Annotated in this window: 14 protein-coding genes; 7 read left to right on the forward strand and 7 right to left on the reverse strand. The window is 72.4% G+C overall.

The genetic code is table 11. The features are described from left to right. Positions 1-71: 71 nt before the first annotated feature. Entirely contained in the window at positions 72-233 is a 162-nt protein-coding gene (locus ACFY1E_RS06535) for a hypothetical protein (RefSeq protein ID WP_389072194.1), read from the forward strand. Here the strand turns inward: ACFY1E_RS06535 and ACFY1E_RS06540 are convergent. Together ACFY1E_RS06540 and ACFY1E_RS06545 are read right to left on the reverse strand one after the other, a co-directional pair. Next, a complete protein-coding gene (locus ACFY1E_RS06540) occupies positions 223-3,291 on the reverse strand; it encodes a BTAD domain-containing putative transcriptional regulator (protein ID WP_389072196.1) in 3,069 nt (1,022 codons plus the stop codon). The genes ACFY1E_RS06535 and ACFY1E_RS06540 overlap by 11 nt on opposite strands. Positions 3,292-3,436: 145 nt before the next feature. Beyond that, positions 3,437-3,904, reverse strand: coding sequence for a response regulator transcription factor (locus ACFY1E_RS06545; RefSeq protein ID WP_389072199.1), 468 nt, complete (start codon positions 3,902-3,904; stop codon positions 3,437-3,439). 129 nt (positions 3,905-4,033) lie between these two features. Between ACFY1E_RS06545 and ACFY1E_RS06550 the strand changes: the two genes are divergently transcribed. From ACFY1E_RS06550 to ACFY1E_RS06575, 6 genes are read left to right on the forward strand one after another with little or no spacing between them, the layout of a single operon-like run. Continuing rightward, entirely contained in the window at positions 4,034-4,813 is a 780-nt protein-coding gene (locus ACFY1E_RS06550; RefSeq protein WP_389072201.1) for a hypothetical protein, read from the forward strand. Beyond that, on the forward strand, positions 4,810-5,706 hold the full coding sequence (locus ACFY1E_RS06555) for a homocysteine S-methyltransferase family protein (RefSeq protein WP_389072204.1): 897 nt from the start codon (positions 4,810-4,812) through the stop codon (positions 5,704-5,706). The genes ACFY1E_RS06550 and ACFY1E_RS06555 overlap by 4 nt, the downstream gene beginning before the upstream one ends. Next, a complete protein-coding gene (locus ACFY1E_RS06560) occupies positions 5,703-7,514 on the forward strand; it encodes a B12-binding domain-containing radical SAM protein (RefSeq protein ID WP_389072207.1) in 1,812 nt (603 codons plus the stop codon). The genes ACFY1E_RS06555 and ACFY1E_RS06560 overlap by 4 nt, the downstream gene beginning before the upstream one ends. Continuing rightward, a complete protein-coding gene (locus ACFY1E_RS06565; protein ID WP_389072209.1) occupies positions 7,511-8,608 on the forward strand; it encodes a hypothetical protein in 1,098 nt (365 codons plus the stop codon). Before ACFY1E_RS06560 ends, ACFY1E_RS06565 begins: the two co-directional genes overlap by 4 nt. 43 nt (positions 8,609-8,651) lie before the next feature. After that, positions 8,652-9,881, forward strand: a complete 1,230-nt coding sequence (locus ACFY1E_RS06570) for an ATP-grasp domain-containing protein (protein WP_389072211.1) — start codon at positions 8,652-8,654, stop codon at positions 9,879-9,881. Continuing rightward, a complete protein-coding gene (locus tag ACFY1E_RS06575) occupies positions 9,878-11,170 on the forward strand; it encodes an MFS transporter (protein WP_389072213.1) in 1,293 nt (430 codons plus the stop codon). The genes ACFY1E_RS06570 and ACFY1E_RS06575 overlap by 4 nt, the downstream gene beginning before the upstream one ends. Here ACFY1E_RS06575 and ACFY1E_RS06580 read toward each other — a convergent pair. The 5 genes from ACFY1E_RS06580 to ACFY1E_RS06600 all read right to left on the reverse strand — a co-directional run bounded on the left by ACFY1E_RS06580 (position 11,167) and on the right by ACFY1E_RS06600 (position 15,745). Further along, positions 11,167-11,580 (reverse strand): DUF3151 domain-containing protein, encoded by a 414-nt coding sequence (locus tag ACFY1E_RS06580; protein ID WP_389072216.1) that lies wholly within the window; start codon positions 11,578-11,580, stop codon positions 11,167-11,169. The genes ACFY1E_RS06575 and ACFY1E_RS06580 overlap by 4 nt on opposite strands. A gap of 89 nt (positions 11,581-11,669) precedes the next feature. Further along, positions 11,670-13,136, reverse strand: a complete 1,467-nt coding sequence (locus ACFY1E_RS06585; RefSeq protein ID WP_389072218.1) for an MFS transporter — start codon at positions 13,134-13,136, stop codon at positions 11,670-11,672. A gap of 73 nt (positions 13,137-13,209) precedes the next feature. Then, complete coding sequence (gene fbaA / locus ACFY1E_RS06590; RefSeq protein ID WP_389072221.1) at positions 13,210-14,232, reverse strand: class II fructose-bisphosphate aldolase; 1,023 nt, start codon at positions 14,230-14,232, stop codon at positions 13,210-13,212. A 165-nt stretch (positions 14,233-14,397) separates the two neighbouring features. Next, complete coding sequence (gene pyrE, locus ACFY1E_RS06595; RefSeq protein ID WP_351472563.1) at positions 14,398-14,946, reverse strand: orotate phosphoribosyltransferase; 549 nt, start codon at positions 14,944-14,946, stop codon at positions 14,398-14,400. A gap of 10 nt (positions 14,947-14,956) precedes the next feature. Continuing rightward, the gene (locus ACFY1E_RS06600; protein WP_389072225.1) at positions 14,957-15,745 is read right to left on the reverse strand and encodes an aldose 1-epimerase; all 789 of its coding nucleotides are present in this window, start codon (positions 15,743-15,745) and stop codon (positions 14,957-14,959) included. Positions 15,746-15,761 lie beyond the last annotated feature (16 nt).

A 15,761-nucleotide genomic window follows, 5' to 3' on the forward strand; every position in this document is an offset into this window, starting at 1 on the left:
GACCGGCACGGGAAGGGCCGCGCCGAGCATGGCGACCACACGACAGACAGCACCGGTCACGAAGGAGAACCATGCGCAGCATGCTGGCCACCCTCATCGGCGTCCTCTCGGCGACGGCCCTGGTCCTCGGCGTGGGTGCGGCGGTCGGCTCGTCCGCCGGCGCCGCGCACAGCGCCCACAGCGCCCACCACCTCGTCGCGGACAACCAGGGGCCGACGGTCCTCACGCACTGAGGCGGTCGTCGACCAGCGGGACGGGACAGCCCATGGCGTCGAACAGTTCCCTCGCCGCGGCCCGGTGCTCCAGAGCCAGGGCGGTGTCGCCGAGCGCCTCGGCCGCGTCGGCCATCCCGTTCAGCGCCCGCGCCTGCTCCGCGCGGTATCCGATGGCGGTGGCGAGCTCATGGGCGTGGGTGTGCAGGGACAGTGCCTTGTCGTGCTCGCTGCGGCGCCGGCAGAACTCACCGATGAGGTTCTCGACCTTCGCCTGCCGCGTCGGACTGCCGCTCACCCGCGCGAGCTCCAGCGCCCGGCGGGCGAAGCCGGCCGCGGGCGCCGGCCGGCCCATACACTCGGCGACCCACGCGGACAGGGCCAGCGCCAACGCGACGTCTCCCGGCGGACTGGAGGAGTCGCACAGGGCGCGCGCCTGCTCCAGGCGCTGGTGGGCGTCGTCGTACTGGCCGAGCCCGATGTGGGCGAAGGCCAGATCCGTCAGCGCCATCACATGGTTGTCGCGGTAGTCGAAGCCCCGGTGGAGCTCCAGGGCCTGCCGGGCCGCCGCGGCGGCCTCCTCGCACTTGCCCCACTGGGCGTACAGGGTGCTGAGGTTGGTGAGGGTCTCGGCCTCGGCGCGCGGGATGTCCAGCTCCCGTTCCAGGGTGATCGCGCGCTCCAGGTGCACCAGCGCCTCCGGGTGCCGCCCGAGCACCGTCAGCAGCAGGCCGATGGTGGACTCGCCGTGTGCCTCGGTGTGCCGGTCGCGCAGGCGGACGGCGACGTCCCGCGCCTCCGTGGCCACCGCGAGGCCCTCGTCGAAGTGCCCCAGCTTCCAGCATGCGACACCGAGGTTGGACAGGCTGACGCCCAGCAGGGCCACGTCCCCCAGCCGTCGCGCGGCCTCCACGGCGATCCGGCCGACGTCCCTGAACTCCTTGAACTGCCCCCGGGCGTTGAGCCGGAAGACGATGTTGCGGGTCAGGCACACCGTGTGGCGGTCGAGGCCGCGGCGGTGGGCGAGGGAGATGGCGGCGACCAGGTTCGCGTGCTCACGGTCGAACCAGTCGGCGGCGTCCGCCGCGTCCCGGAACAGGGGCTGGTCACCGCGATAGGCGGGGATCCCCGTGGAGCGGCGGCGACGACCGCTGAAGAGCAGCTCGCACGCCGTCTCGGTGGTCGTGAGGTAGTAGTCCAGGAGGCGCCGCACGGCCTCGACGTCGTCCTGCGCGCTGTCCGGACCGCACTGGCTCTGCGCGAAGTTGTGCACCAGGTCGTGGAAGCGGTACAGGCCGATGGCGGGCTGCTGCAGCAGGTGCACGTCCAGCAGCCGTTCCAGGACCAGCTCCGCCACGCGCCGGTCCGTGCCGAGGAGGGCGGCAGCGGCGTACACGTCGATGTCGCCACCCGGGCGCAGGCCCAGGATGCGGAAGGCGACGCGGTGTTCCTCGTCCATGATCTGGTACGACAGCCGCAGGGACGCCGCGACGCTGCGTTCCCCCGCGCTCAGCTCCTCCAGCCGGCGGGTCTCGTCCCGCAGCCGGTCGACCAGGTACTCCACCGTCCACCGGGGACGGTTGCGCAGCCGCGCGGCGACGATGCGCAGGGCCAGCGGGAGGCTGCCGCACAGGCGGACCAGTTCGGCCGTCGCCTCCGGCTCCGCCGTCACGCGCCCGGAGCCGAGGACCTCCTCGATCAGCAGCATGCTGTCCTCGTGGGACATCGGGCCGATGGAGAACCACTCGGCTCCGTCCAGGTCGACGAGCCGCGCCCGGCTCGTGACCAGGACCAGACAGCCGTGCGAGGCGGGCAGCAGGGGCAGGACCTGGCCGACGTCCAGGGCGTTGTCGACGAGCAGCAGCAACTGCCGCTGGGCAAGGGTTGAACGCCACAGCGCGGTACGGCCCTGGAGGTCGTCCGGTATGCGGTCGCCCGGTGTGCCGACCGCCCTGAGCAGGGCGTCCAGTGCGGTGGCCGGGGGGAGCGGGGACTCGCCGGGGGTGAAGCCCCGCAGATCCAGGTGGAGTTGGCCGTCGGGGAAGTCCGCGGCGACCTGGTGGGCCGCGCGGACGGCGAGCGTGGTCTTGCCGCTGCCGCCCATTCCGTCGATCGCGACGATACGGCTGGTGCGCCGGGCCGGTCCCCCGCCGCCCCTGATGCAGTCGACCAGGGCTTCCAGCTCCTGCTTGCGGCCGGTGAAGTCGGACAGGTCGTACGGCAGGGAGCAGGGCGGCTCGGCCCTGCCGGGTGCGGGCGCCGCGGAAGCGGTCGGTGGCTGCAACGGGGGCCCGGGAGCGGCGAGTTCGGGGCTCTCGCGCAGGATCGCGGCGTGCAGCTCGGCGAGCCGCGGCCCGGGGTCGATGCCGAGCTCCTCCAGGAGCAGCTCCCGTACCTTCCGGTACTCCTCCAGGGCCTCCGCCTGCCGGCCCGTGCGGTACAGGGCCAGCATCAGGTGGCCGCGCAGGGTCTCGCGCAGGGGTTTCTGGGCGATGAGATCGCGCAGGTCACCGATGAGCCCGGCGGCCTCGCCGAGCCCGAGGCGCAGTTCGAAGAGCTGCTCGGCGGCAGCCAGCCGGCGCTCGTCGAGCGTGGTTCCGGCGGCCTGGATCAGGGCGCTTCCCGTGTCCGCCATGACGGGCCCGCGCCACAGCACGAGCGCCCGGCTCAGTGCCTCCACCGCCTCGCGGGGGCTGCCCTCGAAGACCGCCCGGCCGGCGTCCCGGAGGTGTCCCGCGAACTCGCTCAGGTCCAGTTCCCCGTCGGCCACCACGGCCCGGTAGCCCGGTCCGTCGGTGACGATCACCCGGCCGCCCTGCGGAACACGCCGGCGGAGATCGGCGACGGCCTTGCGTATCTGATGCGGGGCGGTGGCCGGTGGATCGTCGTCCCACGCGGCCTGCACCAGGCGTGCCACCGGCACCACTCTGCCCGGTTCGAGCAGCAGGGTCGTCAGAACCCGTTCCTGTATCGCTCCGCCCAGGCGCAGCCTGGTGGTCCCGGACCATGCTTCGAGCGGTCCGAGGATGTTGAACCGCAGTGTTGCAGCTACCCGTTCGGAATCTCCCCGTTCGGACATGGATGCTCTGCCCCCCGTCATCCAGAAGGCCCAGGTAGGGGCCTTTCAGCAGACCCGGATAGGGCCTCGCCCCGGGATCATAAGAGGTTTGGGTGGCAGAGGGTACGGCCAAATTCACAGTTCCCGGCCGCAAGTAAACGTTCGTTCAAAGGGGCGCCAAACCGAGGGCGATACGGGTGAGTTCGGCCTTGTTTCCCACGCTGAACTTCGATCGCACCCGCTTCACGTAGGTGTCGACGGTGTGGTGGCTGATCCCGATGCGCCGCGCCACCTGACCGTGGGTCATCCCCAGCGCGATGAAGCGCAGCACTTCCTGTTCCCGTGGGGACAACGTGGCGGACCCCGCGCGTTCACCCGCGGCCTCGGACACCGCCCGCAGCACCTCCTCCGCGGTCGCGTCCGCCCGTACGACCACCACTTCGGCCCCCGGTGTCCCCGGTATCCCGTCCGCCAGGCTCTCCCCGACGACCAGCACGTCGAACGCGCTCCGGTCCCCGGCCGCGGGCAGCCCCTCGGTCGAGGTGAACACCACCTCGCAGGACGTCTGGGTGCTCAGGAGCTGCACCAACCCCATGAGCACCAACGGCCGCCGCTCACATATCGCAGTTCGCATGGGGCAACGGTCCCTGCGCGCCTTCCCGAATCGATACCGCTGCGCTCCCGGCCCCGTCATGTCCCCGGAAACGGTGTCCCCGGATCCTGCGGCATGCCCCGGCGGGCGGCCACAACGACCATGGAAGCCATGGTCGTTGATGTTTGCGAGGTCTCCCGGCTGTACCTTCGCCGCACCGGTATGGAACACGACTGGGTCGGTTCTCCCTTCGCGGCGTCCGGCGTCCCGGAAGACCTGGTGCGGCGAATTGCGCTGCGTTTCCACGAGCAACCCAGCCGCCCCACCGATCCCGACGCCCGCGGCCAGTACCTGCAGATGGCACGCGAAGCCCGGACCCAGCTCGCCTGTATGACCGACATGGGGCTGAAGGTGCGCTTCTTCCGGGGTTCCGGGCAGCCCTACACCGCGTCCCGGGAGCTGTGCCGCGCCCTGGACGCCGGCGAGGACCTCCAGGTGTTCCCCACCGCGCACGGGCACGGCCCGGAGGGCTACGAGGACCCGGACAACCCGCTCCTCGCCCCGTCCGGCACCGAGATCGACGGAACGCCGGCCCTCCACAACGACGTCCTGCGCGCCACGCACGACTACTTCGGGCACTACCTGATGCGCGCCCCGTTCGATCTGCGCGGTGAACTCTCCGTGGCCTACGCGCATCTGAGGATGTTCTCGCCCGGCATCCACCGGGCGGTGCTGAACGAGTTCGTCGGGCAGATCGCCTGGTTCTACCACGGCCCGCACATCACCAGACCCGACGGCTCGGTTCCACGCCGCGGCGACGCCGACTGGATCCCTCCCGAACAACGCCCTTTCGCCGACCAGAAGATCAATCTGATGCCGGCCGAATGGGTCGAGGAATTCCTCGCCTGGGGCAGCGCCGGAAGAACACAGCGATTCAGGGAGACGGTATGAGCCCACTCCCCAGGATCCTCGACGGCGGCACGGCCACCGGCCTGCAGGCGGCCGGGATCCCCATGCTCGAGCCGTGGCTCACCAGCGCGCCCCTGCGCACCGCCGCCGGGATGGACGCGCTGGTCGAGGTGCACGCCCGGTTCCTGCGCAGCGGCAGCGACGTCGTCACCGCCAACACCTTCCGCACCAACGCCCGGGCCCTGTCCCGCATGGGCGTGGCCGAGGCGGAACAGCACGAGTACGTGCACCGGGCCGTGGCCTGTGCGGTACGGGCCCGGGAGGCCGCCGGCACCCCGCACGCCCTGGTGGCCGCCTCGGTCGCCCCCGTCGAGGACTGCTACACCCCGGCGCTGACCCCGGACGACGACTCCCTGCGCCGCGAGCACCGCTGGCTGGCCGGGGTGCTCGCCGGGACGCGGGCCGACCTCGTCCTCGTGGAGACGCAGTGCACCCGCCGGGAGGCCGTGATCGCGGTCGAGGCCGCGGTGCGGCACGGGCTGACGGCCTGGGTGAGCTTCGTGGTCACGGACGGGATCACGCTCCCCGACGGTGACGCGCTCGACGAGGCGGCGCGAGCCTGCGTCGACGCCGGAGCGGCTGCCGTGGCCGCCAACTGCCTGCCCCCCGCCGCCGTCCCCCGCGCCCTGGAGCGGCTGTCCGGCCTCGGCGTACCGGTCGGCGTCTACCCCAACCTGGAGGACCGCACCGCGCTCGGCCCGTGGGAGCACAGCGCCCACACGCTGCCGCCGGCCCTGTCGCCGGAGGTCTTCGCCGACCTGGCACGCGGCTGGGCCGCCGGGTCCGCGCCCGCCTTCGTCGGGGGCTGTTGCGGAACGACCCCCGCGCACATCGGCGCCCTGTCGGGCAAGTGGAAGGAACGGTCGGCGGCATGACGGCGCTTCAGGTACGAGCCACGTTCGGATCCGGCCTCCTGCACATCGGCAGCCGGGACACCGGCCCTGTCCTGCGGGCGCGCCGCCGACAGGTCCGGGCGGCGGCCGAGCGCGCCGGATCCGAGGCCGCCGGGGCGGCGCGCGCCTTCGGTGTGCTGGCGGTTCTCGCACCGGTGATCACCGACGAGGAGAACGACGTCGCCTATCCCGGCGACCCCATGGCCCTCTACTCGGCGCTGAGTTACCCCATGGTCCGGGCGACTGCCTCGTTCACCGACCCCTTCGGGCCCACCGACGTCTACAACGACCTGTGTCCGCTCTGGCCCGCCCTCCCCGGCAAGAAGGAGCGCCCCGACGTCTCCCGCCGCCTGGAGACCGAGGTGCGGACCACCGACGACACCGTCTTCGACCCCCGGACATGGACCCCGCGGACGCGCGCCGACCTCGTCGGCCTGCTGCGCCGGCGCACCCCCTCCGTCGTCCTGATCAGCGCCGTCTCCCCGGCGCACCGCTACGCCCTGGAGATCGCCGCCCTGGTGAAGGCGGAATGCCCCACCGCCCTGGTGGTGATGGGCGGCCGGCACGCGGATGAGACGGTGCGCCGCGAGCAGCCGGCGCAGGTGCACCTCGCGCCCAGCGCCACCGGCACCGCCTGCCCGGTCGACGTCCTCGTCAGCGGCGACGGCGGCCCCCTGCTCGACCTCACCCTGCGGGCCGTCGCCCGCGCCATGGACCCGGCCACCCGCGTGGCCGGTGCCGGCCCGGTCGCCGCCGAGCTGGAGCGGATGGCGGGCGAGGGCGGGCAGGAGTACGGGCGTGGCAGCATCCTCGTCCGCGGCACCGCCGGCTGGATCGCGTTCGCGGTGGACGGCCCGCCCGTACCGGCGGAGCGGAACCCGTCGCCGTACGCCCCGTTCCTGATCCGTTCCCGCTTCCCCATCTTCACCAGGGACGACGGCACGGTCGCCCGGTGCGCCCATGTCCTGGTCTCCGGCACCTGTCCGATGCGGTGCACCTTCTGCTCGGAGTCCGCCCTGCTGGGCCAGGTGCGGCGCCCGGTGCCCGGCGACACCGGGATGACGGTGGAGCGGCTGCGGGAGTACGTCGAGTACGGCGCCGAGGCCGCCTTCTTCGACGACTCGATCTTCTGGTCCGGCTCCTGGCCCCGCATCGGGCGGTTCTGCGCCGAGCTGGCCGAGGCGCGGCAGATCGACCGCGGTCTCGCCGACCTGCAGTGGGGTGCCCAGCTCACCGTCGACGTGCTCACCGGCCCCAGGCCCGAGATCGTACGCGCGGGTCTGACCGCGATGCGCCGGGCCGGCTGCAGCTATGTGTACGTGGGCATCGAGAGCATGTCCGAGCAGGTCATGCAGCACGTCCACAAGAACGTCCGGCGCAGCACGCCGTGGAAGGAGCGGGTGCGCCGGGCACTGGGGCTGCTGCGCGACCACGGGATCCGGGTGGGCAGTTCGGTCCTCTTCGGGCTCGACGGCGAGACCGAGGACAGCATCGGCGAGACCATCGAGGAGGTGGGCCGGCTCATCGACGACGGCTACCTGATGCTCGCCAGCCCCAACATCCTGACGTACCACCCGGGCACGGAGATCACCCACCGGCACGGCATGGAGGATCAACTCGACTACGGTTCTCAGGGAGTTGAGGTACCCCCGCCGTACTCCTTCTTCGAGGAGGCGTATCCGGGTGTCGTCTCCCGGCTGCTGACGGAGGACCACATCTGGCGCATCCACCGGGAGTCGAGGGTGCGCTGGGGGCTGGTGCGCAACGGAGTGGAAGCGGTGGCGATGTGACGGTCACGGAATACGCGACGGCGGACGGTCTGCCCGGCGCGTACTGGAGTGCCGACCCGGCGGACCCCAGGTCCTCACGGGCCTGGCTCACCGCCAACCGCTGGCCCGAGGACGGAGTGCGGTTTCTGGAGATACCCGGCGCGGGCGCCGCCTGCGCGGTGCGCACCCAGGACCACCACTCCGGCTTCCCCCGGATGAACTGCACCGACGTGGCCGCCGGCACGGGCCGCGACGTGGAGCAGTCCGAAGCGGACCTCGCGCGGGCCAGGACCGAAGGGCTGCACCAGCTGAACGTCTGCGCCCTCGGGTACGGGCAGTCCGTGTTTCCCGCGCGCGGTGCGAGGTTCGACGCGGACGCGCTGCTGACCGCCCTCGAGGAGTACGCGCACAGGCAGGGGCGGCTGCTCACCTTCCTGCACCTCGACGCGGACGACCCCGTCCTTCCGTCCCTGCGGCGGCGCGGCTGGAGCGTGGGCGTCACCGACCACTACTACCGGATCGCGGACGTCGGGCCGGACGAGGCCGCCTATCTGGCGGGCTTCTCGGCGCACCGCCGGAGCCGACTACGGCGAGAGCTGGCGTCCCTGGCACAGGCCGGTGCGAGCGCCGAGATCCACCGGGGCGCCGAGGTGACCGACCGGATCCAGCAGGAGGTCGCGCACCTTGAGGCGTGCTCGGACGAGAAGCACGGCATCCCGGGCGACCCGGCCCGGCTGCTGCGCGTCAACGAGGGCCTGCGGCACGCCTTCGGCTCCCGCTACTGCGTGGCACTCGTACGGGACCGGCACGGGAACGCCGTGGCCAGTTCGACGGCCCTCCTCGGCACCCGGGACGTGCTGCCGCGCATGGTGGGACTCGGCCCCGGAAGCAAGGAGATCGGCGCGTACTTCCACGTCGCCTACCACCTGATGGCGCGCCTGGCCCGGGACAGCGCGGCCCGCGGTGTGCTGCTCAGCACGGGCACCGCGACGGCCAAGCTGCACCGGGGCGCCACGGCGAGTCCGCTGCTGAGCGCCGTACCGCCCGCCGCCCGGGCCCACGCCGCCCTGTTGCGCCGCACGGACGCGGCGTTCGCCTCCCGAGAAGCCCGCTGAACCACCTGTGCCGGCTGAACCGCCTGCGAAGGAGCAGAGTGCCTTGAACGCACACCCCACCGTCCTGATCATCGGCATCGGCCCCCTGCGGGAACGCTTCTTCGCGGCGGCGGAGCGCAGAGGGGTCGACACGATCCTCGTGGACGAGACCGCCTACTCCCGCTACGACCGGCTGGCCACCGAGAACCACGCCTGGCGCCTGACGGACCATCAGGATCCGGGACCGGACCTCGACCGTCTGAAGTCGTTCGCAGGCAGGGTCGACGGCGTCCTCGCCTTCAACGACTGGGGCACCCGCATCGCAGCCCGCCTCGCCAAGGAGTGGGGACTGCCCGGAGCCGGAGCGGCCGTGGCCGACGAACTCGCCCACAAGGCCGACGTACGGAGCCGGCTCGCCGGTACCGGTGCCGGACTGCCCTTCGTGCTCACCGCGGACCCCGCCGAGGCCGAGGCGCTGCTGCGTTCCGCTCCGTCCGGCGAGGTCATCGTCAAGCCCGTCGACGGTGCGGCGAGCCTCGGCATCCGACGCGTGGCCGACCCCGCCGAACTGCCTGCCGCCCTCATGGCCGTGATGTCCACGACCGGTCAGCCCCGCGCGCTGGTCGAGCACTTCGTGCCGGGTCCGGAGCTCTCCCTGGAGGCCGTGGTGTCGGCCGGGCGCACCCTGTTCGTGGGGGTCACCGAGAAGACCTGCACCGCGCCGCCGTCCTTCGTCGAGACCCGGCATGTGATCGACCCCGCCGTACAGCGCGAACTGGTCCCGTCCGCCACCCGCTTCGTCGACGGCGTGGCGAAGGCGCTGGACATCGACAGCGCCGTGCTCCACCTGGAGGCCAAGCGCGACGGCGACCGCTGGCACCTCATCGAGGTCGCCTTCCGCCCCGCCGGCGGCCTGATCAGCGACGTGCTGCTGCGCGCCAGCGGAGTCGACCTGTACGACGCCGCCCTGTCGCTCGCGCTCGGCGAGGAGAACCCCGTGCGCACCCGGCCCGGTGCCGCCCCCCAGGTGGCGGCGGTGGAGTTCGTGGCGGGTACGGGAACCGTCGCGGACGCCCCCACGATGGCCGGGGTCCGCGAGGGTCTGCCGCTCGTCACCCACGCGGAGCGACTGCTGCCGCCCGGGTCGGCCCTGGCGAGCGTGGACGCCAACTGGTGGCGGGCCGGCTATGTCCTGGGCAGCGGCCCCGACCGCGGCGAGACCCTGGCGCAGCTGGCCGAGGCGAACTCCCGGCTGCTCGGCCTCCTCGGGCTGACCAAGGTGCCCGACGCGTGAGTCGGACGCCGACCCGGTCGGTGGACCGGGAGGACGGGCCGCTGCCCCGGCTGTTCATGTCGGCGATGATCGTCGACGCGGTCGGCTCGGGGATGTTCATGCCCTTCGCGCTGCTGTACTTCGTGCGTGTGCAGGACCTCGACGTCACGTCCGTCGGCAGCACGCTCACCGTGGTGAACCTGGCGCTCATCGTGTCGGGCGCTGCCCTGGGACGGCTTGTGCAGTCGGTGGGTCATCTGCGCTCGCTCATCCTGGTCAACGCCGTGCGCGCCCCCTTGTTCGTCCTGTACACGGTGACCCTGCCCGCGCCCGCGGCCGTGGGCGCGCTGGCCCTGTCGGCCGTACTCGACAAGGCGGCGTGGGTCTCGCTCGGCGCCACGATCGCCCGGCTCGCCCGAGGGCCCGCCTCGCGCCGTGCTTTCGGCACGGTGGGCTGGGCCCGCAACGTCGGCCTGTGCCTGGGGTCCCTCGCCGGCGGCCTGCTGGCCTCGGCGCACAGCTCGGCCGGACTTCGGGTGATCGCGCTGGTCGACGCGGCGAGCTTCGCCGTCACCGCCGTCGTACTGCTGCGGCTGCGGGGGCAGGCGGCCGCACCGGCCGCTGCCGGCTCCTCCGGCCCTGGGCCCGACGCCCCCAGGACCGGCACCCTTGAGGTGCTGCGCCTGCCGGGCTTCGCGCTGCTGACCGGCGCCAAGACCTGCTTCACGGTGTGCGCCACGCTGGTCTCGACGTTCACCGGTCTCTATCTGGTCGACGGCGCTCGACTGGGCGGCTGGGTGGCCGGCACCGTACTGGCCCTGAACGGTGCCCTCGTCGTGCTGTTCCAGCAGTCGCTGGTGAAACGGACGGCGGACCGCGGCGCACCACGCATGATGGCCGTGGGCGGCGCCCTGTACGCGGCCGCCGGGCTGGGGTTCGCGCTGGTCCCCCCGCTGCGGGACACGGCCGTGCCGGCGGCCGCCGTCGCCCTGGCGCTCGCCTCGATGGCGGTGTACACCTTCGGCGAGATCGTGATCGCCCCCACCAGCGACGGACAGGCGGCCGAGCTCGCGCCGCCCGGGATGGAAGCCCCTTGCATGGCGGTGTACCAGGCCTCCTGGTCCATCGCCTCCGTGGCCGTCCCGGCAGCGGGAGCCCTGCTGCTGCTCGCCTCCCCTGCCGCCCTGTGGACCGTGTTCGCGGCAGTGGCTCTCCTGGGCACGCTGCTCAGCGCGGCGCTCGGCCGCGCAGCGCAAGGCCCGCCCGGTCACACCGGACGGGCCCGAGAGGCGACAGCAGTGGACGGCTAGCCCAGGGTCTGGGCCGCCGTCGGCGAGGAGTCCTTCAGGAACTGGGTGCAGCGCTCGTACTCCTCCTGCTCGCCGATGGCTCCGGCGGCGCGGGCGAGGGCGTGCAGGGCGCGCAGGAAGCCGCGGTTCGGCTCGTGCTCCCAGGGCACCGGGCCGTGGCCCTTCCAGCCACTGCGGCGCAGGGCGTCCAGGCCCCGGTGGTAGCCCGTGCGGGCGTAGGCGTACGACTCCACGACGCTGCCCCGCTCGAACGCCTCGTCGGCCAGCTGGGCCCAGGCCAGCGAGGACGTGGGGTACTTGGCGGCGACGTCCGCGGGCGCGGTGCCGTTCGCGAGGAGTTCGCGGGGCGCGGGGTCGTCGGGGAGGTGGGTCGGGGGCGGGCCCCCGAGAAGGTTCTCGTGAATCGACATGTGAACCAGTGTCGCCCCTGCTGGGGGCTGCCGCCCCCAGACCCCCGCTTCGGCCTGAACGGCCTCGTCCGCAAACGCCGGACGGGCTGTCATGCGATCCGTTTCCTCGCCCGCTCCCCCTCCAGCGGCGGCGCCGTGACCGAGCCGTGCGTACGGCACTCCGGGCGGCGGCAGCCGGGCGGCAGCGGGCGTACCGTCGCGAAGGCGACGACCGCGCCGAGCGCCAGGACGCCCGCGCACAGCAGCATCGCCCGGTGGAAGGCGTCGTCGAAGGCGCTCGGGGAGAGGTACGCGTCCGGGCCCATCCCGGCGAGCAGCGGCAGTGCGGCCACCGCGATCAGGCCGGCGGCGCGGGCCGCCGCGTTGTTGATGCCGCTGGCCAGGCCCGCACGCGCGGTGTCCACGGAGGCGAGGACGGTGGCCGTCAGCGGTGCCACCAGGGTGACCATGCCGGCGCCGAGGACCAGGACCGCGGGCAGGACGTCGAGCACGTACGAGGCGCCCGGCCCGACCCGCAGCATCAGCAGCATGCCCGCCGCGCACAGCAGCGGGCCGACGGTGAGCGGGATGCGCGGCCCGATGCGGTCGGCGAGGGCACCCGATCGGGCGGAGAACAGCAGCATCAGGACGGTCGTCGGCAGCAGGGCCGTACCGGCGGCGAGGGGCGACCAGCCCACGGCGACCTGCAGCTGGACGGCGGTGAGGAAGAAGAAGCCGCCGAAGGCCGCGTAGACGCACAACGTGACCAGGTTGACGGCCGTGAACTCGCGGGACTTGAAGATGTCCAGCGGCATCATCGGGTCCGGGCGCCGCTTCTCGACGTACACGAAGGCCACGCCCGCGGCCAGCCCGGCCACCGCGGTGACGGCGACCACGAGGGAGCCCTGCCGGGCCTCGATCAGGGCGTACGTCACCAGGGCGAGTGCCAGCGCGCCCAGGACCGCGCCGAGCACGTCGAAGCGGCCGTGGCTGCGACCGTCCGCGGACTCGGGGACGTGGCGTACGGCGATGGGGGCGCACAGCAGCGCCAGCGGGACGTTGAGCAGGAAGACCCAGCGCCAGCCGGGCCCGTCCACCAGCCAGCCGCCCAGGAACGGGCCGACCGCCGCGCCGATCCCGCCGAAGCCGGACCACAGGCCCACCGCCCTGCCCCGGTCGTCGGGGTGGAAGGACGCCTGGATCAGGGCGAGGGAACCCGGCGTGAGGAGCGCCCCGCCGACCCCCTGCAGCGCGCGGGCCGCGACGAGCACGCCCGCGTTCGGCGCGAGGCCGCACAGCAGCGACGCCGACGCGAACCACACCACGCCGATCACGAAGACCTTGCGGCGGCCGTAGTGGTCACCGAGGGAGCCGCCGAGCAGGATCAGCCCGGCCAGGGTGAGCATGTACGCGTTGACCGTCCACTGGAGGGCGGCGAGGTTCGCGTCCAGATCGCGGCCGATGCGCGGCAGGGCGACATTGACGACGGTCGAGTCCAGCATGGCCATGCTGGAGCCGAGCACGGTGGTCAGCAGGATCCACTTGCCCTGCGGGGAGGCGATCCGGACGTCGGGCATGACCCAGGTATACGCGAGCCCGGCGTCGTGGCACAGACGCCGGGCTCGTGAGTTCCCGAGAGGTTCCCCGGAGTTACTTGATCTTCGTACCGGCCGAGCGCAGGTTCTGCGTGGCCTCGACGACGCGGGCGGCCATGCTCGCCTCGGCCAGCTTGCCCCAGGTGCGCGGGTCGTAGGTCTTCTTGGAGCCGACCTCGCCGTCGACCTTCAGGACGCCGTCGTAGTTGCGGAACATGTGGTCGGCGACGGGACGCGTGAAGGCGTACTGCGTGTCCGTGTCGATGTTCATCTTGACCACGCCGTTCTCCAGCGCGGTGCGGATCTCCTCCTCCGTGGAGCCGGAGCCGCCGTGGAAGACGAAGTCGAACGGGGACGCCTTGCCGAACTTGGCGGCCACGCCGTCGTTCAGCTCCTTCAGCAGGTCGGGACGGAGGACCACGTTGCCCGGCTTGTACACGCCGTGCACATTGCCGAAGGACGCGGCCAGCAGGTAGCGGCCCTTCTCGCCCAGGCCCAGCGCCTCGGCCGTACGGATGGCGTCGTCGACCGTCGTGTACAGGGAGTCGTTGATCTCGTGCGAGACGCCGTCCTCCTCGCCGCCGGTCGGGGTGATCTCGACCTCGAGGATGATCTTCGCGGCGCGGGCGCGCTCCAGGAGCTCCTGGGCGATGGCCAGGTTGTCGGCGAGGGTCTCCGCGGAGCCGTCCCACATGTGCGACTGGAAGAGCGGGTTGCCGCCCGCCTTCACGCGCTCCTCGGAGACCGCGAGCAGCGGACGTACGTACCCGTCGAGCTTGTCCTTGGGGCAGTGGTCCGTGTGCAGGGCGACCGTGACCGGGTACTTCTCGGCGACGATGTGCGCGAACTCGGCGAGGGCGACCGCGCCGGTCACCATCTCCTTGCTGTACTGACCGCCCAGGAACTCGGCGCCACCCGTCGAGATCTGGATGATGCCGTCGCTCTCCGCCTCCGCGAAACCGCGCAGGGCCGCGTGCAGGGTCTGGGTCGAGGTCACGTTGATCGCCGGGTAGGCGAACTTGCCTGCCTTCGCCCGGTCCAGCATCTCGTTGTAGACCTCGGGAGTTGCGATGGGCATCTGTCCGCTCCTTGGTATGTGCGGGTTGGCGTGCTGCGTACTACGGCCCTGACCTAGACCTTGGGTGGTGACGTCATCGTCGGGCCCATCTTTCCAGACTTGGCCTGATGCTTTGCCCGCCGTGTCCGGCTTGTGGACAACACGGCCGGGGTACCCGCGAGTAGCTCAGTCGAGTCCGAGTTCGTCCTTGGAGTAGGCGTAGAGGTACGGCACTCCCGCGCCCTCCTGGATCTTCTCGGCGGCACCGGTCGCGCGGTCGACGATCGTGGCGACGGCGACGACCTCCGCGCCCGCCTCACGCACCGCCTCGACGGCGGTCAGCGGGGAGCCGCCGGTGGTGGAGGTGTCCTCGACGACCAGCACCCGGCGGCCCTTGATCTCCGGGCCCTCGACGCGGCGCTGCAGCCCGTGCGCCTTGGCCGCCTTGCGCACGACGAAGGCGTCGACGCGCTTGCCGCGGGCGGCGGCCGCGTGCAGGACGGCCGCCGCGACCGGGTCGGCGCCCATGGTCAGACCGCCCACCGCGTCGAAGTCGAGGTCGGCGGTCAGGTCCAGGAGCACCTGACCGACCAGCGGGGCGGCCTCACCGTCAAGGGTGATGCGGCGCAGGTCGACGTAGTAGTCGGCCTCCAGACCCGAGGAGAGGGTCACCTTGCCGTGCACCACGGCCTTGTCCTTGATCTGCTGCAGCAGCTCGCCACGTACGTCCGTCATGCCGCCCAGCTTAAAGGCGGTGCCAGGTCCAGGTGGTCGAGGCCTCGAGCGGCTCCAGCGGGGTGACCAGGCGAGGGAGGGTGTTCAGGCCGTTGGGCGGGCCGGTCTGGGGTTCCACGCAGACGGCCTCCCGCTGCTCGTCGTAGACGACGACCCACTCCTCGCGGCTGGTGACCTTGAGCTCCAGCTGACCCGGCCAGGTGAGGGTGACGTCGACGCCGCCGGGCATGCCGAAGCAGTCGTCCCAGGGGCCGGGGCGCGGGTCGACGCGGTTGCCGGTCGGCAGATGGTCCTCGCCGCGCTCCTCCTGCCACGCGGGAGTGAAGTCGAGCTGTACGTCCTTGCCTCCCAGGTTCCGGTTGAACCAGGGGTGCCAGCCGATCTGGGCCGGGAAGGAGGAGTCGATCGTCTCGACGGACATCGTCAGGGTCAGGGCGTCGGGCGTGAGCGCGAACTGCTGGGTGACGCGGCCGGCGTAGGGCCAGGGCTCGACCAGGTCGTACGTGAGGACGGCCTCGTCGTCGTTCACACGCGCGGTGTGCCAGGCGCCGTCGCGGACCGTGCCGTGGATGGCGTGCGGCGGGGAGTTGAGCGGCATCTGGTGGACGGTGGCGCCGTCCCGGAAGCGGCCGTCGCGGATCCGCCCGCACCAGGGGACCATCGGGAAGCAGCCGAAGCGTTCGCCCTGGCGGAGCAGCTCCGTGCCGCCGACGCGCAGTCCTCCGACCCGGCCGCCGTTGCCCGGCTGCACGGTCACCTCCGCGTCGCCCGCGGTCAGCGTGATGTCTTCGTTACTCACGGGACGACCCTACTGG

Origin of the sequence: Streptomyces sp. NPDC001604 (assembly GCF_042893475.1) — a bacterium.
GTDB lineage: Bacteria > Actinomycetota > Actinomycetes > Streptomycetales > Streptomycetaceae > Streptomyces.